General features: G+C 36.7%; 21 protein-coding genes, 2 tRNA genes and 1 pseudogene. 10 read left to right on the top strand and 14 right to left on the bottom strand.

Translation table 11 applies throughout. The features are described from left to right. Window positions 1–9: 9 nt before the first annotated feature. From MKL35_RS05720 to MKL35_RS05710, 3 genes are all read left to right on the top strand, one after another. A complete protein-coding gene (locus tag MKL35_RS05720) occupies window positions 10–1,455 on the top strand; it encodes an NAD(P)/FAD-dependent oxidoreductase (RefSeq protein ID WP_032011476.1) in 1,446 nt (481 codons plus the stop codon). A 144-nt stretch (window positions 1,456–1,599) separates the two neighbouring features. Continuing rightward, window positions 1,600–2,958: an amino acid permease gene (locus tag MKL35_RS05715; protein ID WP_079377170.1), complete on the top strand. Its 1,359-nt coding sequence runs from the start codon at window positions 1,600–1,602 to the stop codon at window positions 2,956–2,958. 378 nt (window positions 2,959–3,336) lie between these two features. Further along, entirely contained in the window at window positions 3,337–3,696 is a 360-nt protein-coding gene (locus tag MKL35_RS05710) for a hypothetical protein (protein ID WP_000416091.1), read from the top strand. A 141-nt stretch (window positions 3,697–3,837) separates the two neighbouring features. Here the strand turns inward: MKL35_RS05710 and MKL35_RS05705 are convergent, their stop codons facing one another. From MKL35_RS05705 to MKL35_RS05695, 3 genes are read right to left on the bottom strand one after another with little or no spacing between them, the layout of a single operon-like run. Then, window positions 3,838–4,515: a DUF799 domain-containing protein gene (locus MKL35_RS05705; RefSeq protein ID WP_032011475.1), complete on the bottom strand. Its 678-nt coding sequence runs from the start codon at window positions 4,513–4,515 to the stop codon at window positions 3,838–3,840. Beyond that, window positions 4,512–4,880, bottom strand: a complete 369-nt coding sequence (locus tag MKL35_RS05700; RefSeq protein WP_002047997.1) for a DUF4810 domain-containing protein — start codon at window positions 4,878–4,880, stop codon at window positions 4,512–4,514. Before MKL35_RS05700 ends, MKL35_RS05705 begins: the two co-directional genes overlap by 4 nt. 17 nt (window positions 4,881–4,897) lie before the next feature. Further along, window positions 4,898–5,569: a CsgG/HfaB family protein gene (locus MKL35_RS05695; RefSeq protein WP_002048002.1), complete on the bottom strand. Its 672-nt coding sequence runs from the start codon at window positions 5,567–5,569 to the stop codon at window positions 4,898–4,900. A gap of 294 nt (window positions 5,570–5,863) precedes the next feature. Here MKL35_RS05695 and MKL35_RS05690 point away from each other — a divergent pair, with 294 nt between their 5' ends. Beyond that, complete coding sequence (locus tag MKL35_RS05690) at window positions 5,864–6,334, top strand: hypothetical protein (RefSeq protein WP_032011474.1); 471 nt, start codon at window positions 5,864–5,866, stop codon at window positions 6,332–6,334. A 107-nt stretch (window positions 6,335–6,441) separates the two neighbouring features. On the opposite strand, the gene MKL35_RS05685 is transcribed toward MKL35_RS05690, so the two are convergent. The 8 genes from MKL35_RS05685 to MKL35_RS05650 all read right to left on the bottom strand — a co-directional run bounded on the left by MKL35_RS05685 (window position 6,442) and on the right by MKL35_RS05650 (window position 14,410). Next, window positions 6,442–6,993 (bottom strand): hypothetical protein, encoded by a 552-nt coding sequence (locus MKL35_RS05685; protein ID WP_032011472.1) that lies wholly within the window; start codon window positions 6,991–6,993, stop codon window positions 6,442–6,444. Between the two features lie 155 nt (window positions 6,994–7,148). Then, a complete protein-coding gene (locus MKL35_RS05680; protein ID WP_032011471.1) occupies window positions 7,149–7,538 on the bottom strand; it encodes a hypothetical protein in 390 nt (129 codons plus the stop codon). 15 nt (window positions 7,539–7,553) lie between these two features. Then, window positions 7,554–8,012, bottom strand: coding sequence for a hypothetical protein (locus tag MKL35_RS05675; RefSeq protein WP_310675615.1), 459 nt, complete (start codon window positions 8,010–8,012; stop codon window positions 7,554–7,556). A 785-nt stretch (window positions 8,013–8,797) separates the two neighbouring features. Next, window positions 8,798–10,057 carry a ParB/Srx family N-terminal domain-containing protein gene (locus MKL35_RS05670; RefSeq protein ID WP_032011462.1) on the bottom strand — a complete coding sequence of 420 codons (1,260 nt, stop codon included), beginning with the start codon at window positions 10,055–10,057 and terminating at the stop codon, window positions 8,798–8,800. A 379-nt stretch (window positions 10,058–10,436) separates the two neighbouring features. Then, window positions 10,437–11,315, bottom strand: a complete 879-nt coding sequence (locus MKL35_RS05665; RefSeq protein ID WP_004709960.1) for a MetQ/NlpA family ABC transporter substrate-binding protein — start codon at window positions 11,313–11,315, stop codon at window positions 10,437–10,439. A gap of 423 nt (window positions 11,316–11,738) precedes the next feature. Beyond that, window positions 11,739–11,828, bottom strand: a tRNA-Ser gene (locus tag MKL35_RS05660). An 85-nt stretch (window positions 11,829–11,913) separates the two neighbouring features. Beyond that, window positions 11,914–13,944: an NADPH-dependent 2,4-dienoyl-CoA reductase gene (locus tag MKL35_RS05655; protein ID WP_032011449.1), complete on the bottom strand. Its 2,031-nt coding sequence runs from the start codon at window positions 13,942–13,944 to the stop codon at window positions 11,914–11,916. A 127-nt stretch (window positions 13,945–14,071) separates the two neighbouring features. After that, a complete protein-coding gene (locus MKL35_RS05650; RefSeq protein WP_002049557.1) occupies window positions 14,072–14,410 on the bottom strand; it encodes a hypothetical protein in 339 nt (112 codons plus the stop codon). A gap of 218 nt (window positions 14,411–14,628) precedes the next feature. On the opposite strand from MKL35_RS05650, the gene argG reads away from it, so the two are divergent. Continuing rightward, entirely contained in the window at window positions 14,629–15,972 is a 1,344-nt protein-coding gene (gene argG / locus MKL35_RS05645) for an argininosuccinate synthase (RefSeq protein WP_002049558.1), read from the top strand. 60 nt (window positions 15,973–16,032) lie between these two features. Here argG and MKL35_RS05640 read toward each other — a convergent pair whose 3' ends face one another. Further along, window positions 16,033–17,295, bottom strand: coding sequence for a GGDEF domain-containing protein (locus MKL35_RS05640; RefSeq protein ID WP_002049535.1), 1,263 nt, complete (start codon window positions 17,293–17,295; stop codon window positions 16,033–16,035). Window positions 17,296–17,444: 149 nt separating this feature from the next. Between MKL35_RS05640 and pyrC the strand changes: the two genes are divergently transcribed. The 3 genes from pyrC to MKL35_RS05625 all read left to right on the top strand — a co-directional run bounded on the left by pyrC (window position 17,445) and on the right by MKL35_RS05625 (window position 19,220). Beyond that, window positions 17,445–18,479, top strand: coding sequence for a dihydroorotase (pyrC, locus tag MKL35_RS05635; RefSeq protein WP_032011448.1), 1,035 nt, complete (start codon window positions 17,445–17,447; stop codon window positions 18,477–18,479). Then, entirely contained in the window at window positions 18,464–19,126 is a 663-nt protein-coding gene (gene rnt / locus MKL35_RS05630) for a ribonuclease T (protein ID WP_032011447.1), read from the top strand. Before pyrC ends, rnt begins: the two co-directional genes overlap by 16 nt. An 18-nt stretch (window positions 19,127–19,144) precedes the next feature. Then, window positions 19,145–19,220 (top strand) — tRNA-Glu (locus tag MKL35_RS05625). Between the two features lie 84 nt (window positions 19,221–19,304). Here the strand turns inward: MKL35_RS05625 and MKL35_RS05620 are convergent. Further along, window positions 19,305–19,892, bottom strand: coding sequence for a DUF2726 domain-containing protein (locus MKL35_RS05620; RefSeq protein ID WP_032011445.1), 588 nt, complete (start codon window positions 19,890–19,892; stop codon window positions 19,305–19,307). 339 nt (window positions 19,893–20,231) lie between these two features. Between MKL35_RS05620 and MKL35_RS05615 the strand changes: the two genes are divergently transcribed. Next, window positions 20,232–20,915, top strand: a complete 684-nt coding sequence (locus MKL35_RS05615; RefSeq protein WP_032011442.1) for a glutathione binding-like protein — start codon at window positions 20,232–20,234, stop codon at window positions 20,913–20,915. A gap of 5 nt (window positions 20,916–20,920) precedes the next feature. On the opposite strand, the pseudogene MKL35_RS05610 reads toward MKL35_RS05615, so the two are convergent. Next, a pseudogene (locus MKL35_RS05610) lies at window positions 20,921–21,517 on the bottom strand (NADH oxidase); the annotation flags it as partial. A gap of 70 nt (window positions 21,518–21,587) precedes the next feature. Between MKL35_RS05610 and MKL35_RS05605 the strand changes: the two are divergent. Continuing rightward, a protein-coding gene (locus MKL35_RS05605; protein WP_208728222.1) for an IS4 family transposase occupies window positions 21,588–22,678 on the top strand; the annotation gives its coding sequence in 2 pieces (ribosomal slippage) (window positions 21,588–22,128 and window positions 22,128–22,678; 1,092 coding nt in all). The last annotated feature ends 18 nt before the right edge of the window (window positions 22,679–22,696 follow it).

Genomic DNA, 22,696 nt, shown 5'->3' with positions numbered 1-22,696 from the left:
AACGTCGTCATGAAAATTATTTCTAAACCTCAACTTTTAAAAGATGTGGAATATAAACCAAGTAAGTCTTTACAAGTGGGTAAAGAATGGAGCTGGTTAAATCCAAAACACGCGAAATTTGACTCAACTACGGTTAATGGCACTTCGGTAAATAACCCAGCAAACTACTATGAAAGTTCCCTGTCCGATTGGCATACATTTGACAGTTTAAATGCTGATATTGAATGTGATGTGGTGGTTATTGGTGGTGGTTTATTAGGTTCATCGACTGCCCTACACTTAGCTGAACAAGGCGTAGATACCGTTTTATTAGAAAAAAACCGTATTGGTAGTGCAGCTTCAGGGCGAAATGGCGGACAACTTACCCCAGGTTTAGCACGCTGGGAAGCTCAAGAAATGGCTGACCGATTAAGTTATGAAGATGCCAAAAAGCTATGGCATTTTACTTCTACGGAAGCCATGCAACTCATTGATGATATCTCTGAAAAATACCAACTCAACTTTGACCGTAAATACGGGCATATTACTGCCGCCGTTCATGAAGGACATTTGGTTGGCTTAACCCAAGGTGCCGATGCCCGAAAATACTTAGGTGAAGACCATACTCGTATTGTGGGTAAACATGAACTCATGGACTTTATTAAGTCAGACTACTATACAGGCGGTTTAATTGATGAGTTAGGTGGACAAATTCATCCGTTGGCTCTAAACCGTGGTTTAATTTATGGCTTTTGCCAAAATGGCGGTACTGTTTATGAACAAACAGAAGTTATTTCAATAGAAGAAAAAGCAGATGGTATTTATGTTCAAACAGTAAATGCTGTCGTAAAAGCTAAAAAATCTGTAGTTCTGGCAGTACACCATGCCTCGTTTAAACTTTTATCTGAACAGAACAATACCACTATTCCGTTTTATACCTATGTCGCGACCACCGCTCCTTTAGAGTTTGACACCAAAGAACTTCTGCCATTTGGACATCCGGTTTATGACACTCAGTTCCAGATTGATTACTACCGGCCTGTGTTTAACAACCGTTTATTGTTTGGCGGCCAAGGTACTGGCACATGCTGGGGGCCAGAGAAAACTTTAAATTATCTAGAGCATCGAATTCATACCGTGTTCCCTCAAATTAAAAATCTAGAAATGGATTTTGTCTGGAGTGGAACCACTGATTTAACTGTAAATGGTGCAGTCGACAGTCGTAAGTTTGGTAATAAATTCCCGATTTATGCAGTTCACGGCTGGAGTGGACATGGTGTTGCACAGACGGTACGCATTGGTAAAGCCATTGCAAATGACTTTGTTGGGCAATCTAATGACTTTGAAATGTTATCCAAAATTGACCATCAAAATATTATTTTTGGCCGTACGCTTGCCCCTGTCGTTATTCCACTTGCGAAAAGTATGTATGGCATCGGTGCAATGATTAACCCAGGCAAAATGGTATCTTTCTAATTTATAAAAACATCATTTTCTAAAAAGGATTCGTACAGTTTTGTGCGAATCTTTTTATATAAAGGCAATATTGCTTTTCAAACTAGGTTATCCCTATTCAATCCATTACAATAGCGCCAGCTTTTTTAGACAGCGCATAGTATTTTGAGTAACTCATCTTCCCAATTAAAACGTGGACTTAAAAATCGTCACATCCAGTTAATCGCTATGGGTGGTGCTGTGGGCACAGGACTTTTTTTAGGCTCTGCACAAGTCATTCAGTCTGCTGGTCCTTCAATCATTTTGGGTTATGCCATTGTTGGTTTGGTTGCATTTTTAATTATGCGCCAAATGGGTGAAATGATTGTCGAAGAACCTGTAGTTGGCTCTTTTAGCTATTTTGCACAAAAGTATTGGGGAAGATTTCCCGGTTTTTTATCGGGCTGGAACTATTGGGTTGTGTACATTTTAGTTGCGATGACTGAGCTTACCGCCGTGGCTAAATATGTACATTATTGGTGGCCTCATATCCCAGCATGGGTTTCGGTTTTATTTTTCTTTGTGCTGGTCACGTGCTTGAACTTAGGCAATGTTAAATTTTATGGCGAATCTGAATTTTGGTTAGCCATTATTAAAGTTACCGCAGTCATTTCAATGATTGTGTTTGGCTTATATTTATTGCTTACAGCCGGCAATGATTCTATAGCGAGCTTTTCAAACCTGTGGCAGCATGGCGGATTTTTCCCGCATGGCTTTTCGGGTTTGTTCTATATGCTCGCCTTTTTAATGTTTGCATTTGGCGGTATTGAACTGATTGGAATGACCGCTGCTGAAGCAGAAAATCCTGAAAAAAGTATTCCACAAGCGATCAACCAAGTTATTTTTCGAATTTTGGTTTTTTACGTGGCCTCGCTCGCAATTATTATGTCCCTTATTCCATGGAACCAACTGGACCTTGGTGGTTTAGATAAAAGCCCCTTTGTCATGATTTTTAGTCAGCTTGGCATTGGTTGGGCGGCACATTTACTTAACTTTATTATTTTGACTGCTGCACTTTCAGTTTATAACAGCGGCATGTATGCCAACAGCCGAATGTTGTATGGACTGGCAGTACAAGGCAATGCCCCTAAAGTCTTTGCCAAAGTAAGCAAACAAGGTGTACCCACAGCTGCTGTCGTCTTCTCTTCTATCCTGATTTTTGGGTGTGTTTTACTCAACTACTTTGTACCCGAAGAAGCTTTAAGCCATCTTATGTATATGGCTGTTGCAGCTTTGGTTTTGAACTGGGCAATTATTAGCTTTACCCATTTAAAGTTTAAGCAAGCTATGAAACTAGATGGAAAAGTTGCCAAATTTCCTGCTCTATTTTCGCCTTTGAGTAACTATGTCGTGCTCGCTTTTATCGGCATGATTTTATACATTATGTGGACTCAAGGCTTTAAAGAATCAGTAATTTTAATTCCGATCTGGATTACTTTAATGCTTGGTTTATATAAAGTTTTAAGGTTAGATAAATCACTCTGAACGTCCTAAAAGGCTTATTCAAACAGAATAAGCCTTTATTGTTTTAAGCGGCTGTAAACAAGTCTCACCTCTTTGCAAATTTCAACAGACCAAATATCTGCATCTCGTCTGATCAATTCTCCATCACTTAGTAGTTTTTAGTTATATGCTATCCATTTAAAAATAGTGCTTAAGACATTTTTAAGAGATGATTATTAAGGTACAAGTGTTTACATGATCTATAAATATTTGTGTCAATGTTCAGCTAAAATCGTGGCTGACCAGATATATCGCGATCATCAATCAGAAAAAGACGCTTCATAAATAGCTCTTTTATCCACTTTACTGATTTTGCTCCATTCACTGCGTCGCTTAATGATGAAAGACAGGAAAAATTTTATGGAAAAAACGCTGCAATGCCCAAAGTGTGGTTCTACAGAAATTGAAACACGTGACCATGACAAACTACTTAAAACCACTGGCGGTGTTTTACTAACAGCTGCAGGGACTACAGCGGGTACCGTAGGTGGTGCTGCAACAGGTGCTTCTATAGGAGCAGCGATTGGTACTGTAGCTGGACCATTAGGTGTAATTGTTGGCGGTACTGTAGGCACATTTGTCGGTGCAATCAGTGCAGGTATTACTGGCGGTGTAGTGGGTAATATTTTTGGTAAAAAAGCAGGTGTAATGATCGATAAAAATATATTTCAGGACTACCGCTGCCTAAAATGCAAATACCGTTTTAAAGTAAAGAAATAAACTAATTTCAATTGAATTAAGCAGGTAAAATCAATTTTCAACTGACTCTCCTGCTTAAACTCAACTTTTATAAAGTGCTCCAAATCATAAAGATATGAAGCAACTTGTCTAATAAATTAAAACCAAAATTTAGATTTTAATTTACTTCGCAATTCCATCTTGTTGGTACTGAGGTGAGCGTGGGCCATATAATAAGCCTGTACCCGGACTATAAGGAGTCGGAGTAAACAGTTGAGCATTTACCATACTTGCTATTGGATAAGCGCGATCATTAAAGTTGCTAGAAATCTGTTCAACCAAAGCACCGACTACAGCACCAAGTAAACCAGAGTTACCATCACTACTTGATTGGGATAACTTTTTCTCACCTGTCCAAATCACATCACCTGTTTTTAAATCAACAAGTTTTGCATCTGCACTTACTGTGGCGACACTTTGAATCACTTGATATTTAGAGCCATATTCTTTAATTCGAATGTATAAAGCAGCATCTGCACCAAAAATCTCTTGTAATTTTTGAGGAGCAATAGACTGCGCATCACTGCCATTGGTGACACCATTCTCTTTGAACATGTTATCTACAACAGAGATGGGAAAAACATAATAGCCAGCTTCTGCTACAGGTGCTATTACGGTTGGCCAATAACTGTAAGTTGCTTTTACATCTGGTGAATCATTGACTGGTGGTAATACCAAAATTGACTTTGGCATATGAGCTTTATAAGCGGTTATGTCTTTATTCGGTGCCGGAGTAACTGCACAACCAGTAAATGTAATGCTAGAAATAACCAAACCAGTAATTAGAAACTTCTTAATCATGATTTTGTATTCCCACCATTCGCATTCATTTTTTGCAATAAGCGATCCATTAAAACTGTAGACTCTGGATAAACTTGACGTTCAAGCTGGAAATACTCGATTGCTTTTTGAGAATTATTTTCTTGTAAATACAATAACCCTAAATGCGCATATAACCCCGGCGGAACAGCTAGGCCCTTACCTTTAGTTTTTTGAATCTCAGCTTCTAATGTCGTTATTTGTGCACTTGGTGTCGCTTTTTCAGGTGCGGTATACATCAAATAAGTTTGATGCGGATAACTTCCCCAATTATATAAAGATTGAGGACCAGTGGCACAGCCCACCAATCCCAAAGCAAGAACACTACTTAAAACAATTTTTTTCATCTAACACATATCCAAAATTATTGAATTGACCAACGGTTATTTTGAATATCTGTTACAAGATTATTTACTGCTTCACGAACAGCTAAATCGAGCACTTTACCATTTAAAGTAGAATCGTAAGAGGCAGTAGAACCAAAGCCTAAAACTTCACGTGCGCCTAATGCATATTCACCAGCACCTTGTACTGAGTGCACAACTTCTGAAGTTTTTACATCAATAATATTTAAATTAACTTTTGCATAAGCAACTTGCTGTTTACCACGGCCTAAAATACCAAATAGTTGCTGATCACCAACTTCTTTACGGCCAAACTCAGATACATCGCCAGTAATCACATAACGAGCACCTTTAATAGATTGAGCAGTATTGCTATAACCTACTTCTTGTTTAATTTCAGATAAATTGTCGCGATTTAAAACTGAGAAATAACCAGTTTGCTGTAAATGTGTCTCAAGAATCGTTTTCGCTTGGCCACCTAAACGGTCTACATTATCTGAGAAAACTCCTCTCATATAACTAGAGCGGTTATCAAACTTACCAATAGAAACAGGAGCTTTTACCCCATTATATTTAATTGCAGAAGTAGCTGCGGTGACTTGAGGACTTTGTATCGTTCTTGATGTTTCAGTGGTTGAACATGCGATTAAACCAAAAGAACTCGCCATAGTAATGATTAATATTTTTTTCATGTTTACTCTATAAAGATATCTAAAATACAAAGAATACATATTATATACAAAAAGACTATCAAATGAGCTTCTAAATTAATCTATGAGCAAAAATCTAATCAATTAAATTAAAACTTTTAAGTAACCTACTTATTATTTTATGAATATTTAATCATAAGAATCATATAAATAGTCACTCAAATGAGCTGTATATACCTACGAAGTCAGTTAGAGAAATTCAAAATCAGCTACTTACTTTACGCTACTTATTAGATATGAAAGAATTACGGCCTCATATAACTTTTGAAATTTAAAATGAGAAAAATATTATTTTTAAGTTTAGTCAGTATGTTTAGCTCGTATAGCTTTGCAGAAGATAATAATTCGGTTTATAGAGGACTTGGTACTGGACCGCAGGATTTCCTAAAGTTCCAAATACTCAAACAAAAAGGCTTTTTAGCAAAAAAACCTAATATTTCACGAGCAGACTATAACGATATATATAAACTCAAAAAGCCTTATGAGTTTATGGGACAAAATGTTGTACTCATTTCAGATGAATATATGTCTGAATATGTTGGCTGTTGTGTGAGTGAAGGTTGGGGAGCTGTATTTAAGCAAACTTCTAATTTGAAATTGATTGAGAAATTTGCAAAAAAGAATCAATGTAATATTACTCCAATAGAAACCGATAGTACTTACTATGGCTTTAAAATTCGTTCTCTACCACAAGGTAATTACTATGAATTATCTTGCCGTGAACGTGACTTAGCTCAGTCTGAATAGATAGGGATTAAATCTTTAACTTCACCATATTCATATATATGATTTAAAATATAGGGCTATAATCTTACAAAATAGATATACTAAAAAATAAGCCAAGCCCTATATTTTTATTTTATAGTAATTACTGGTAATTTATCTCCACAGAATAATGTTCCTTGTTCCTGATAGTACATGCCAATATTCCATTCCTTTTGAATTGGAGTAAAAGTTAACCTATCTTCTTCATTAATAATTTCTTTAGAGTAATCTTTAGGCCGAATAATCTCTAACTGATATTTCTTACCATTACAAAAAACATCAGCATTCTTTATACTCTTCTCAAGAATCCAGCCATTATCTTTGATTCTAGGAACTATGTTTCTTTGATAGGTTTCCTCATTTAAGCTCTCTACAGGAATTTGAACAACAAGAAAGCTTTGAGTAGGAGCAAAAGCAATACCCTCATCTCTCAAAATAAATTTTTGATCAATAAAGATTTTATCCAATTGTTCTTTAAAAAAAATTAATTTCCCTTTAAATTGTTCTGCAGGAACATTGCTATAATCATGTAGAGCTGCTTCATTCGGACTTTTAGAGTGTGGTTTTATCTCACCATCTTTATTGCATGCTGATAAAAGACTAAGACCTGCAATCAATATTAAAAAATTAATTTTAACCATAACTCCTTCTTATATTTTACAGACCAACTATTAAATTTAGATTTTAATAATAAATTAAAAATCCAATCAAAACCTAAAAACTAGATTATCAAATTAAAACAACAAGCACAAATTTAAGTAATTTTATTCAAATAATTAAAAAATTATTTATTATATTATAATGCAAAATACCAATAATCTTTGCTTTTAAAATTAACTTCATCACCCTCTCTTGTATAATGTCGACAATGAATAGGATTTAATATATCTATAGAATAATTATTAGTATTACAAAAATTATCATATGAATCAACAAAATCCCAATTCTTGCTTAATAGTTTGTTTTTAATTTTATCATAATCATTAATCGAAAAATTTTCTTTATTTATTTTTATCACAATTAATTGAGTAGATCTTTTATTTCTATCAGTATCAACTTCATATGGATATTCACTGAACAACTCCTTAGAAAGCACTTGTAAGCTAGTTGCGTTAGTACTACATGCTATTAGGGAGCAATAGAGACCTAAAATTAATAAAGAAAATATGAATTTTCTCACAATCATAATAAATTATCCAAATCAACTATTCATATTACATACATAACGTTTATGCCTAGAATGGATAAAACTTATATTCCAATAATCTACTAACTGATTCAATGACTGTCCATCTCCAGATTGCATAACTGTACCTATCTCTATAGGAGGAACTAGCTCAAGTTGATTCATATCTCTATCACAATAAATGTAAGCTTCTTTGTATTTTTCTTTATAGTTCCAACCCCTCTTATTCAACAGACCATCTATTTTATCTATAAAATTATCACTATTTTTCTCTAGATCTTTCACTTGAAATATTAATCGTTCTGCATTATAGGAAGAAAATATTTTTTTACCTAAAATTTGATTACCAAAAATATATTCAGCATCACTTTCAAATTTTTTAATTATTATATTCTTATTTTCAACAATAGTTACTTCGCTTTTCTTTATGTGATCACATGAAACACAGAAAGCTCCAATTAAAATAATAGTCATAAATTTTAAAAAGATTTTATTCCAAATATGCCCTGAACCATAAACAAGATGATTCAATGTTTGACCATCAGGCCGAATTGTTTTAATTAAATTTCCAAGCTCGTGCTTGGCACATCTCAAGTTTTGTTGTTGATACAAATTTTTGAGCCGTAATGACTTAAAGCCTGAAAACCCTAAAGGCCAACAAACTATTTAAAGATGATTTAAGTGGTGTTGTTATAGCTTTTGGCATCGAGAGCCAAGAAATAATGGATGTGCAAAGCCAACTCCTTTTTATTGAGAGTTCTGCCAAGACATTAAAATTAGGGTGGCAGAACGAAAGGGGGTTCGCAGACTGGAAACAAAGGAACCAGCACACCCGAAGGTGTCCCCCTTCCGCCCTACCGTAGAGAAAAAGGGGGCGAACGAGTTCCCGACACACAAAATAAGCATTTTGCATATCGACTTTGTTTTCCCGGTCTGCGACGACCGACTGGCAATGTGGCCAGCAGGCAAAGAATAGTTCCCAACCCTCTTACAGTCAAGCACACAAAATGACATTTGTTTTAAATTAGATCATTAAAAAAGTAAGGCTAAATAATCAACAAGTTATTGTTAATTTGAGGTTTATAAAAATAGTAAAAATCTTAATAGTATCTGTAAGTGAGGTGTTTAGGATTTAAGTGAGAGCAAGTTATATTTTTTAATTTTTAAATAATTAATTCTATTCTGATCAAACGCTAATGATTTAACCATACAAAAAAGGAGTGAATTTACTCACCCCTTTCTTATTAAATATTCGTGAATTACCAACCCCAACACGTTCCTGTAGCAGGTTTTCCACATAACTTGTAATTTACCGCATACCAAATACTCCCACCTGTACGAGGCGTTTTATCTTTCTTAATTTCGTCACGGGTCAAATCTGCAAGATTAGAAATTGAAGTCGCAGTAACCGAACCTTTAGCAGCATTTTTCACAAGCTGTAATGCCCCCAAATCTGCGGCAGTTGAAGTACCATAAATAATATCAGTCGGTTTGGTACTTCCCATCAATAATGAATAATCAGCAACCGCTGCTTGATAGCCTGTTGCACTACCCGATACAGTTAAATCAGCTTTTATTTCAGTAGTTGCCAATACATCTGCAGTACCATACACACTCGCATCGGTATGATAGAAACTTAAAGGATGTACCAGATTATTAGCGATTTGCTTGTTAAACCAATCTTCCCATAAAAACTCAGTATAGTCCGTTGCATTAGCAACTTTGCTATAACCAATATCACGTGTGAAATAGACCAATGAACGATATGGATTATTTTGCATACCGTCAGGGTTAGTTGCAGATTTCAGGCCTAAGTTTTTAGGTAATTGTTGATATGAAATCGGTTGGTTTTTCCCATCTCTTAACCATGCTTGGCCATTGGCAAGCATTTTCGCCCAAAACTCATCCGCAGTTTTACTATCGCTATAATTCCCAATAACTTTTACCCATACTTTAAGTTGACCACCGCCATCAGGCAGCTCACGGAACTCGGTCATTGTATGATGACCATCGGTCAAATAAAGGCGCCCATCATAACCAACAACAACTGTTTTCAAATCAGCCGTTTCAGTGCCCGGCTGTTCTTGACAGTTAAATGTCTCCAATTGTTTTAAATTGGCCTTTTGTAGGTCTTGCAGACTTGTAAAATCATCACGACCTTTTGCACCAATCGCTTCACAATAATCGCTAAACTTCTTACCAATGGTTTTATTTAAATAAACTAATTGATTGACTGGATCTGCTTGCCAAGTTGGGCGCTGTAAATCACCTTGCCAACGCCCTAATTTATAATAAATTTGATCATAACCAATTGCACCCTGCGTTGGGATCAAATCAGCAATCGTAACTTGAATTACATCATTTGTTTTTGCTGTTAGAAAACGCTGGTCACGGGTATCTGTAGGTGTTGGGGAAACTACTGTAGATTGCTGATCTTGGCTATCATTGCAGGCAGTAATAGCCATCATGCTCGCAACAAGAAATACTAAACTTAGAACTTTATAAGATTTTTTCTGCATGTCTGGAAACTATCCAAATAAATTGCATTATTTTTGTACAGCAGAATTTCATTTATATGACTAATTGATGTCATTTTGATGAATATACCCAAACAGATATATGATTTTAAAAGAATGAATAGCATACAAATACTAAAAAGAACTGATGGCAAAAACTTTTATAGTTAGTAAATGATTATGCCTGCTCCATTCTTTATTCCACAGAATAGCTTAATTTTTTTACACTTAATTCCTTATAAAAATGTCTTTAAATATAAGTTTAAAGTTAAGGAATAAATAATTTTATTATAAGTTAGCTTAAGTACAACATTATAAATAAAAAGCTAAGCCCCGATTAGTGTGGCTTAGCTTTGAAAAATAATTTTAATTAAAAAATTACTTATTTGATGTCTGCAAATTCAGAAACAGGCTTATTCACTTCAACTTTTGTGCCACCAAATTTTTCACTCACGAATTTTTGTACTTTAGGTAAGTGGTAAAGTTCACCAAGTTTCGTATAGATCGGGTCATTTTTGTTTGCTTCAGCTACACCCAATAGATTGACATAAAGCTTAGTAGACTGATCAATTGGCTCACGGAAGATAGAATCTTTCATTACATTGAGACCACCTTCAAGTGCCAATGTATTACCAAGCACAATTGCATCTACATCGTTTTTAACACGAACCGCTGTAGTCATTTGAATTGGTTTTAATTGTAAATTTTTAGGGTTTTCAGCAATGTCGTTCGTAGTCCCTTTTACAGGGTCAAAGTTCGGTTTAAGTTTAATCAGTTTAGCAGACTGTAATAATGTTAATGCACGAGCTTCATTGGCAGTATCATTTGGAATAGCAATGGTAGCGCCTTGTGGGAACTCATCAACAGTTTTAATTTTATTTGCATAAATACCCATTGGTTCCAAGTAAGTTGTTGCAACAGCAGCAACTTTAGCTTTATTTGAAGCATTGTATGCTGCCAAATAGTTGAATGACTGGAACGCATTTACATCTTGCTCACCATTTGCGACAGATGTATTGAGCACAACATAGTCAGTTAAGTTGGTCACTTCGAGTTTAATACCAGCTTCTTTAGTCTCAGGAAGCGTTGCAACGTATTTCCATACATCCGTATCTGAACCTGTTGAAACCAATTTAATTGTTCGAACTGACTCAGTTTTGTCTTTGGTTGTTGCAGTATTTTCAGTTTGTGCAGGTTGTTTATTACATGCAGTCAGTGTTAGTACAGATGCGCTGAACAATACACTAAATAATTTTTTCATAGGTACATCCTAAAATAGGAAACGCCTACCCTACAAAAGAGTGAGACATTCCCAACCATTGGGTCGAAATGCAATATTTGGCCAGAAATAATTTCCAGATATAGGGTTTAGAAGCCTGAATTCAGCACTATTCATTCCTTGAACTTGCTCGCTAAACAATAGAATTATGTTTTGAAACAGCCTCTAAATATGGGATCATCATATATCAACAAGTGAATATTCTACAAATAACTTGTTCAATTCTGATATATAGTCATGCTCACAGCAACATATTGAAAACATAAACATTTTTCAAACACAACATACATATTTGATTTATATGAAATTTTTAGGATTTATTAGCAATATTTAAGCTAAATAGAGTTGTAATTTTTATTTTAGGCATAAAAAAAGCCCCTGCTATTAACAGGGGCTTTTCGAATTTGGCGGAAGCGGTGAGATTCGAACTCACGGAGGACTCACACCCTCGTCGGTTTTCAAGACCGGTGCATTAAACCGCTCTGCCACGCTTCCATGTGCGTAAGAATACAAAGCTTATTCATTTTATTCAAGAAAAATATCATCGCTTTGTGTTCAAGTGCATATTGTTTCATCAATTTTACAGTTGAGCGGCTAATTCTGCTCCTTCTTTGATCGCACGCTTCGCATCTAGCTCTGCTGCAAGCTTTGCACCACCAATAATATGGTAGTTCGCTATAGTCGACTCCCCTTCTTTTGGCATCAAGTCTTTTACAGACTCTTGACCTGCACACACCACAACAGTGTCTACACGTAAAAGCTGGTCTTGACCGTTATGTTCAATCCACAGCCCTTCATCGGTAACTGCTTTATATTGCACACCACGTAACATACGCACACCATGCTTTTTAAGCTGTGCACGGTGTACCCAACCCGAGGTCTTACCAAGACCAATACCGAGTGGTGTTGTTTTACGTTGCAGTAAATAAATTTCGCGTATCGCTGGTTCAACTATAGGAGGTTGCATCCCTCCTTCAGAAATGTAGTTCGGATCTGGGTCTACACCCCATTCACGTTGCCACTCTGCTAAAGGTTGAGGCTGTGGTTGATGTGGTGGTTTAAGTAAAAATTCTGATACGTCAAAACCAATACCACCAGCTCCAATCACTGCGACTTTTTGTCCTACTTCTGCACCCTGTAAAACTTGAGCATAGGAAAGAACTTGTGGTGAATTACTTCCTTCAATTTTTAAAGCACGCGGCACGACTCCAGTCGCCACAATCACCTCATCAAAACCTTCACGCTCAAGTTGTTCACGATTTACACGAGTGTTTAAACGAACATCTACACCAGTTTTTTGAAGCTGTACTTTAAAGTAGCGAATTGTCTCGTGGAATTCCTCTTTACCTGGTACAACCTTGGCAAAGTTGAACTGACCACCTACATCTGTATTGGCTTCGAACAAGGTCACAGCATGACCACGGCTTGCAGCAACAGTGGCAGCAGACATACCTGCCACACCACCACCAACAACTGCTATACGCTTAGGCTGTTTAGTTTTTAAATAAACCAGTTCTGTTTCATGGCCTGCACGTGGGTTGACTAAACAAGACACACGTTTATTTTTAAATGCATGATCTAAACATGCTTGGTTACAGGCAATACACGTATTAATTTCATCAACACGGTTGGTCGCAGTTTTATTTACCCAAAAAGCATCGGCCAATAATGGGCGTGCCATTTGAATCATGTCTGCCTTGCCTTTTGCCAAAATTTCTTCGGCAGTTTCAGGCATATTAATACGGTTAGATGCAATTACCGGAATTGAAATATGCTGTTTTACATGAGCCGTGTAATCGACAAACGCTGCACGAGGTACAGACGTTACAATAGTTGGCACACGTGCTTCATGCCAACCAATACCCGTATTTAATAAAGTGACACCCGCCTTTTCTAAAGCTTTAGCAACAGTGACTACTTCTTGCATGGTGTTACCGTCATGCACAAGGTCGAGTAGCGATAAACGGAAACAGATAATAAATTTTTCACCAACTTTTGCGCGGATCGCTTTAACAATTTCAACCGGAAAACGCATACGGTTTTCAATTTCACCGCCCCAACGGTCAGTACGCTGGTTTACATGGCGACTTAAAAACTGGTTAATCAGATATCCTTCCGACCCCATAATTTCAACGCCGTCGTAGCCTGCTTTTTTGGCAATATCAGCGCACTGTGCATAGTCTTCAATGGTGCTGAGAATATTTTTTTCAGAAAGTTGACGTGGCTTAAATGGTGAAATTGGTGACTTTATAGCACTTGAAGACACTACAAACGGTTGGTAACCATATCTGCCCGCATGTAAAATTTGCATTAAGATTTTTGAGCCATGCTTATGGACAGCATGAGTCACTAAACGGTGCTGCGGAATGTCAAATAAGCTATTCATCGTTCCGCCAGCTGGAGCCAACCAGCCTTGACGGTTTGGAGAAATACCTCCCGTCACGATCAGACCAACCCCACCTTTTGCACGCTCTTCAAAATAAGCTGCAAGTTTTGGGTAATTATAAAAACGATCTTCAAGTCCCGTATGCATGGAACCCATCACCACACGATTTTTAATAGTGGTAAAGCCTAAATGTAATGGTTTTAATAAATTGGCGTAACTTGTCATGCTGCGTCCCAATAATTTTTTGCAACTTGTTGCATAGTACTTTAATACTTTTTTAAAATGTTAGGATGACCACACATATTTTTTTACGTGTTGAAATTGTCAATTATTCGAGCTTGTGTCCCTTCATTTAATTTTTTATGGGTAATTGAAACGTTGAATCTTTTTCCCATTTAAATAAAGAGAAAAATAGCATCACAACAGCAATTACAGTTCCTATAGGGAACATATTAAGCATTAAGATAGATATCACAATTGAACCGATACGGCTGCTTGTAGTTCCAGTCTTAACACTTCTAGCGCATAAGAACTGTGTAGCGATTGCTGCAATAAGCCCTAAAAGACTACCAATAAAGTATTTGGGCGTATGCACAAATATATTGTAAATCGCATAGATAAGATCTGAAATTACAATAAACCCCGTAATACGATGCAATGTCGATAAAATTTGATTGTGATGAATCAACATATTTTGTTTTTTTCCTTTTTAGCATTTCGTCTAAATTGTCATACTTATCGTAAAACTTTATATTTTTCCAATATTAATCTATTTTTCAAATTAAAAAAAAAGAATTCCTTTCCTAACAGAAAAAAAATCGATTTGAAAAGTGATATAGTACTGAGCGAATAAATTCTCTTGGTCACCGAAGTATTAGGGTGCCTATTTCGAAATAGTTAGGACTAGCAATGACTGATAATGCAACGATCTTGCAGCATGTACCAGTAGGCAAAAAAGTTGGGATTGCCTTCTCCGGAGGCTTAGACACTTCAGCTGCTTTATTGTGGATGAAACAAAAAGGCGCTGAGCCTTATGCATACACTGCAAACTTAGGCCAGCCAGATGAAGATGACTACGATGCAATTCCAAAGAAAGCAGAACAATACGGCGCTGTAAAAGCTCGCTTAATTGACTGCCGCTTACAATTGGCACTTGAAGGTATTGCTGCAATTCAGTGTGGTGCATTCCATATCAGTACAGGTGGTGTTCCTTATTTCAATACGACTCCACTCGGTCGTGCAGTAACAGGTACTATGCTCGTTACTGCTATGAAAGAAGATGACGTAAACATCTGGGGTGACGGTTCAACTTATAAAGGTAACGATATTGAACGTTTCTATCGTTATGGTTTATTAACTAACCCAAATCTTAAAATTTATAAGCCTTGGCTAGATCAAAACTTTATTGATGAGCTTGGTGGCCGTGCAGAAATGTCACAGTTCCTCATCGACAACGGTTTTGACTACAAAATGTCAAAAGAAAAAGCGTACTCAACTGACTCAAACATGTTGGGCGCAACTCACGAAGCAAAAGATCTTGAATACCTAAATGCAGGTATCAAAATCGTTGATCCAATTATGGGCGTTGCTTTCTGGAAAGAAGAAGTTGAAATTAAACCTGAAGAAGTAACTGTACGTTTTGAAGAAGGTGTTCCTGTTGCGTTAAATGGTCAAACTTTTAACAATCCAGTTGAGCTTATTCTTGAAGCAAACCGTATTGGTGGCCGTCATGGTTTAGGTATGTCTGACCAAATCGAAAACCGTATTATCGAAGCAAAATCTCGCGGTATTTATGAAGCACCGGGTATGGCTCTTCTTCATATTGCTTACGAGCGTTTGGTTACTGGTATTCATAACGAAGATACGATCGAACAATACCGCATTAATGGTTTACGTTTAGGTCGTTTACTTTACCAAGGTCGTTGGTTCGACTCTCAAGCGCTTATGCTTCGTGAAACTGCACAGCGTTGGGTTGCTAAAGCGATTACTGGTGAAGTGACCCTTGAACTTCGTCGTGGTAATGACTACACCATTATGAACACTGAATCTCCAAACTTAACGTATGAAGCTGAACGTTTAACAATGGAAAAAGGCGATTCAATGTTTACGCCAATGGATCGTATTGGTCAGTTGACTATGCGTAACCTCGACATTACCGATACACGTGCAAAACTTGGTATTTATACAGATGCTGGTTTGCTTTCAATCGGTCAAGGTTCTGCTATTCCTCAATTAGACAATAAGAAAAAATAATTTTCTTATAACGTCAAAAAAGCCACCTCTATAGGTGGCTTTTTTAAGTCTCATGTCAAGCTAAGCAATTTCTGCAACTTGTAGAGGCTGATAATAAATTTGATTACGGCCAAGCTGCTTTGCTCTATATAAAGCCTGATCTGCTGCATGAATCAATTTATCTTGTCCCATCTTTAATCCACCTGTATATACGGTAAATCCTAAACTGATCGTGACATACTTTGACACTAACGAAGCAGCATGAGGAATGGCTTGCCGTTCAATCGCTTTATAAATATTTGCAGCCACTGCATATGCACCCTGTGCAGGTGTTTCAGGTAAAAGTACAACGAACTCTTCACCGCCATAACGCGCAACAAAATCGACATGACGAATCGAGTTTTTAATTGCTGCCGCAATACTAGAGATGACTTTATCCCCCATCTGATGTCCATAAAAATCGTTATAGTTTTTAAAAAAATCGATATCAATAAATAAAACAGCTAACGGACGTTTCTCTTGATTTGCACGGTAATAGAAGAAGTCAAACATTTCGTCAAAGGTACGACGGTTTGAAATTTGAGTAAGCGCATCTTGCTGACTTAAATGCAGAAGTTCAGATGCTTCAATCCGTAAAATCTGCTCATTAATTTCAGCAAGTTGGTTATTTAAAAAAAGACTTCGCTCTCTTGAGATGAGCATCGTGCTAATTGAGAAACCTAAAATACAAGTGCCGAACAAGGCCCGACCAAGGGCAATATAATCACAATTTACATTCAATAAATTAAGAAAAACAAAAACTAATATTGCTGCTGATAACCCAACATACAGCATATGTAATGGTTTGATGCCACTTAGAATAAAACCAAGCATATATAAAAATGAAAGAAGCAACATCGACTGATTTTTAAGTGCCATATTTTCGACACTGAGCAACAACATGGCACTTGTAATAATTGAGAAGAAAACAATGCCACAGGCAGCAAAATAAAAGTGATTAGAGAGTTTTTTAAATTTGGCAAAAATCCAAAATAATAAGAGTGCAAGTGCAATATTCATTGCACTCAACAAACAATGAATAAAGTCTAAAGTAATATATGGTTCACCAATTACTAAGTAGTCAGTTGGAAGGGCCAGTAAAATAAAAATTAAATAAGTGAGCACTCCACTTGCTAAAAACTTAGAGATGTTTTGCCGTGTACGATCAAGGTTTAAACACCAGAATTTTTTTTCTAGCTGCTTTGGTAAAGGCATATTGGCGTAACGATGGGTATGTAGAGTGACCAAATACTCGATTTCTTCTTTCGATTTGAGTAATTGATGGACATTTCCCCTATTCGCCACTAGTCGATTCCTACATATTTCGCGTTAACAAAATATAACATTATTTTTTAAAGCTCCCTGCGCTTTATTTTGCCATTTGTCCGTAATTCTCGTTACCATTTTCACACTTTATCGATTATCATTTGTTTTATTTCGAAGTTTGAACTGCCTTGAACTCTATTACCCTGCTCCAGCCAGATGATTGGCATGCACATTTACGTGATGGTTTAGCATTAAAACGTACTGTTCCAGATTTGGCTAAACAATTCGCCCGCGCGATCTGTATGCCTAACCTTGTACCGCCTGTAAAAACAGTAGAAGAAGCTTTAGCTTATCGCGAGCGCATTCTTGCTCATGTTCCGGAAGGCAATAATTTTGACCCTCGTATGGTGCTTTATTTTACTGACCATACTTCACCAGATGAAGTTCGTAAAATTAAAGAATCAGAACATGTCAATGCGATTAAGCTTTATCCTGCTGGTGCAACCACCAACTCTGACAATGGTGTGAGTGATATTCGCAAAGTTTATGCAGTTATTGAGCAATTAGAAGAGTACCAAGTTCCGTTATTACTTCATGGTGAAGTGACTCACAATCATGTAGATATTTTTGATCGTGAAAAACGCTTCCTAGATGAGGTATTATCACCTTTATTGAAACAGTTCCCTAAACTTAAGGTTGTGCTTGAACACATCACGACTAGTGATGCAGCACACTTTGTTTTAGAACAAGACCGTAATGTGGCGGCAACAATCACTCCACAACATTTATTATTTAACCGTAATGATATGTTGGTCGGTGGTATTAAACCGCATTTCTACTGTTTACCAATTTTAAAACGTCAAACGCATCAAACAACTTTACTTGAAGTTGCAACAAGCGGTAATCCTAAGTTTTTCTTAGGTACAGACAGCGCACCTCATGCACAAAATGCAAAAGAGAATGCTTGTGGCTGTGCAGGCTGTTATAGTGCACCAAACGCAATTGAGCTTTATGCACAAGCGTTTGATCAAGTCGGTAAATTAGAGCGCCTAGAAGGTTTTGCTAGCCATTTTGGTGCAGACTTCTACGGTCTACCACGTAATACTTCTACCATTACTTTGGTTAAAGAAGATAATCTCGTTCCCGAATCTTTTGATTATTTAGATAATCAAAAAATCATCCCGCTGCATGCCGGGAAAACGCTGCAATGGAGAAAAGTGTGACACAAGAAAATTCTGTCCCGGTCATTGGCCAACGTTTTCGTGGCTTCTTACCTGTTGTTGTCGATGTTGAAACGGCAGGTTTTAATGCCCAGACAGATGCATTGCTAGAAATCGCGTGCATTCCAATTGTGTATGATGCTCAGGGACAATTTGTCCCTGGTCCTGCATTTCATGCACATATTAACCCTTTTGAAGGGGCTAACCTCGACCGCCGTTCGCTCGACTTTATTGGTATTGATCCATTCAACCCAATGCGTATTGCAATGGCTGAAGATGAGCGAACCGCTTTACGTCGTATTTTTAAATCGGTCAATGAAGTTCGTAAACAGCAAAATTGTACTCATGCAGTACTCGTAGGCCATAACGCGCATTTTGACCTTGGCTTTTTACAAGCAGCGATTGCTCGCTCAGGTACAAAAAACCAAAACCCGTTCCATAGTTTTTCAGTCATGGATACAGTTACTTTAAGTGCAGTAATGTTTGGACAAACAGTGCTTGCAAAAGCATGTATTCAAGCTGGAATTGAGTTCGATGGTAAAGAAGCACACTCTGCTTTATACGATACTCAGAAGACTGCTGAACTGTTTTGCTATATTTTGAACAAACTGTCACCTTACCTCCTTGACAGTTTGGTGGCGGCTTCTTAAGATACCGCCATCCTCAACGTCCCTATCGTCTAGAGGCCTAGGACATCGCCCTTTCACGGCGGTAACCGGGGTTCGAATCCCCGTAGGGACGCCATATTCTTTCTATAAAGAATCATCGCTTCAAATTATTTTATCTCACTTCACATTTTATCCATGAGATAAATTTTTATTTTCAAAATTAAGACTTCAACTTTACTTCATCAATATGTTGAGTGGGTTGTATACTTGGATCATCTTTCTCAATAATTATTGCATCAGCAACTAACTTTGTTTTTGTTAAATCTGGTTCTATTAAAACTTGAGCTAATGAACTTGATGTAATATTAAAATCACGATGTATTTGCACTAGTTCTGGTGTTCGTTTATAACGTATGACTTTAAAACCTGCTTCGTGAATTAAAGCATCTCGCTCCGCATCAAACTTTTCCTTCCCCTTATGGCTAGAATCATCTAACTCAACAATAGCAACTATATTAAATGCTTTATCCAACACAACAAAATCAGCAACTTTTCGATTAAATAAATTACGCGTCGCGTATCCTTGCGCTGTAATAAAAGCGCTGAAAGCAACTTGCGCTAAAATAATATGTTCAGGCAAAGCTTCCTTTAATTTCATAAAAGTGGGTTGTTCATTCATAGTAATGATAGGTTTTCCCTTGATTGGGGTACGTTTTGCATTTCTATTTTTGCTTTCCCCTTTCTTTAAAACACTTAAAATCGCTAATATCATTATGGCTATTAAAAATATGCCAATCATCGCAAACATCGAATTTCCCCTAAATAAATATAAAAACTATTTTGATTTTCAGAAATACTATTAAAAACGGCTAGTTATGCCATCTGCTGTGAAACGATTTTATTCCTTCAGTCGGCTAATATGATAACCCAAAACGTAATTGTACATATCAGAGCCAACGGTGTAACACATGTTACTCACTTGGACGATCAAGATCTCATCGGTTTTAAGGCCCATAACTTTACCAGCAGTAATTTCTATGTTTCAGCCCAAAACATTATAAATTTATGATTTATAAATATTTTATTATACTTAAGCTATGTTCTATCCTATACTAAAAATAGATCAAAACTATAATTTGAACATGACATGCAAATTCGATTATTTCATTTACAAAATTCACGCTCTCAACGCATTATTTGGTTTTTAGAAGAATTAGGGCTCAACTATGATCTCATCACTAAATATCATTCGGACGAAGACAAAAATAATAACTCACCGCATCAACTATCAAAATTTCCAACTCTCGAAATTATTGAACAAGAGCAAACTTCAATTTTGGCTGAAACCTCAGCAATTCTAGATTATTTCTCTCATTTACATCCACAACTGAGCCAGAACAATTTACTAAGCCAACAACTTCAAAACTTTTATTATTGGAAGAATTATTGTGAGGCGACATTCATTCCAGATCTGGTACTCAAGCAAATCTTTCACCAAATTGCAGAACGCACGCCTTTTCTGGTCCGTTTCGTTCCTAAGCTTTTAAAATATGGATTTGATCAAGGCTATCTCAATCAATCATTACAAAGACACATGAGTATGATTGATAAACATTTAGAACATCACTTATGGTTCGCGGGAGATCAGTTTACTACTGCTGATATTTTGATGTGGTTTCCATTACTGGCTTGCTCATCAAATTACAGCCAGTTTAAACATATACAGCGTTATCTGACCCAGATAGAAAACAGACCCGCCTTTAAAAATGCTTTAATTAAAGGTCAATGGTCTGCTTCTACTTTTCAAACTTACTGGGCCATTGCTTGGTAATTTATTTATGCCGATTTACGCGAATTCACGCGCCCCTGAACAACAGCCTTAATATTGCCCTTGGCATAATTTAAAAACACAATTAAAGGTGACAGTTTAGGATTTGGCTTTTTACCTTGTCCAATAGCTTTAAATTGTGCTGCGTACCAAATGATTTCCATAATCGCCATCTTATCGACAAAAGGTAAACCTGTTTTAATTGGTTTTACGGCATAGCGAACATCTTGGCCTGCAATTAAACGATCAGTTAAATCCGTTTCGACTGCAAGTGGACGAGCAATGCCAATAAAGTCATATGCACCACTTGCCAGAGCAGCATTCATACCTTCGACTGTACGGAAGCCACCTGTCACCATAAGTTTACATTTTACATGCTGACGGATTTTTTCAGCAAAGTCTAAGAAGTATGCTTCCCGTGCGATGGTACTTGCCTTACGTTTATCAGCTTTGACGCCAGCCATTGCTGGTGCTTCGTAAGTTCCACCTGAAATTTCAATTAAGTCAATTCCAGCTTCATCAACGGCTTTAAATACTGAAATCACATCTTCTTCGCTAATACCACCGCGCTGGAAGTCAGCCGAGTTAAGCTTAACTGAAATAACTTTGTACACGACAAAAAAAGACAACTCATTGAAATAATGGCATAATACTTGTTTTCTGACGATGAATATGATGACACATTTCAATGAGTTACATCTCATCTTAAACAAATATCTAAAGTGGAACAAGTCACGTGTAAAATGTTTTACACTGATTATGCTTGCATTAATTGTAAAACAGACATGTAATCTTTCTTCTGCATCTAAAGCCTTACCCATCAAGTGCTTACCACAATCATTTTATCGACGTATACAACGCTTCTTTGCAGATCAGTATTTCGATTATCGTCAAATTTCTCAGTTAATTTTCAATATATTTTCATTCGATAAAGTCCAATTAACTTTGGATAGAACCAATTGGAAATGGGGAAAACGAGATATCAATATCTTGATGTTAGCCATCGTCTATCGTGGAATAGCGATACCTATTGTTTGGACATTGCTCAATAAACGTGGAAATTCAGATACAAAAGAGCGTATTGCTTTGATTCAACGCTTTATCTCCATTTTTGGTAAAGATCGTATTGTGAATGTGTTTGCAGACAGAGAATTTATCGGTGAGAAATGGTTTATATGGTTAATTGAAAATGACATTAACTTCTGTATACGTGTTAAAAAAACTTTATTGTGACCAATCACTTAGCCAAGAGTCATAAAATTAGTGATTTATTTCGTCATCTTCAAGTTGGTCAAACTGAATGTCGTAAACGACGTATTTGGGTTGGTCGAGTGAAACTGTATATTAGTGCGTTACGATTAGAAGATGGAGAACTTTTACTTGTTGTTTCTCCTATGTTTAATGCTTCTGCTATTGGTGATTATGCATTACGCTGGGAAATCGAAACCTTATTTAGTTGTCTCAAAGGACGTGGATTCAATCTTGAAAATACTCGTTTAACAGACCCTAGACGAGTCAAGAAATTGATAGCAGTGCTAGCGATCGGTTTCTGTTGGTGCTATTTAACAGGTGAATGGCAACATGATCGAAAAAAAGCGATAAAAATAAAGAAGCATGGACGACTTTCAGTAAGTTTATTTCGCTACGGTTTGGACTATGTTCAAATGGCTATTCTACGTTTGATTGGTTTTGGAAAAAAAGAAGAATTTAAGAAAGTGCTCGCAATTTTAAGAAAGAAAAAGCCTGATAGGACAAGGGCTCTATGAAATTTGTCGTGTACAGAG

Source organism: Acinetobacter sp. AOR41_HL (genome assembly GCF_027854645.1).
GTDB classification, from domain to species: Bacteria; Pseudomonadota; Gammaproteobacteria; order Pseudomonadales; family Moraxellaceae; genus Acinetobacter; species Acinetobacter nosocomialis.
The sequence above is the reverse complement of the archived record's forward strand: the minus strand, read 5'-3'. Positions and strand labels throughout refer to the sequence as shown.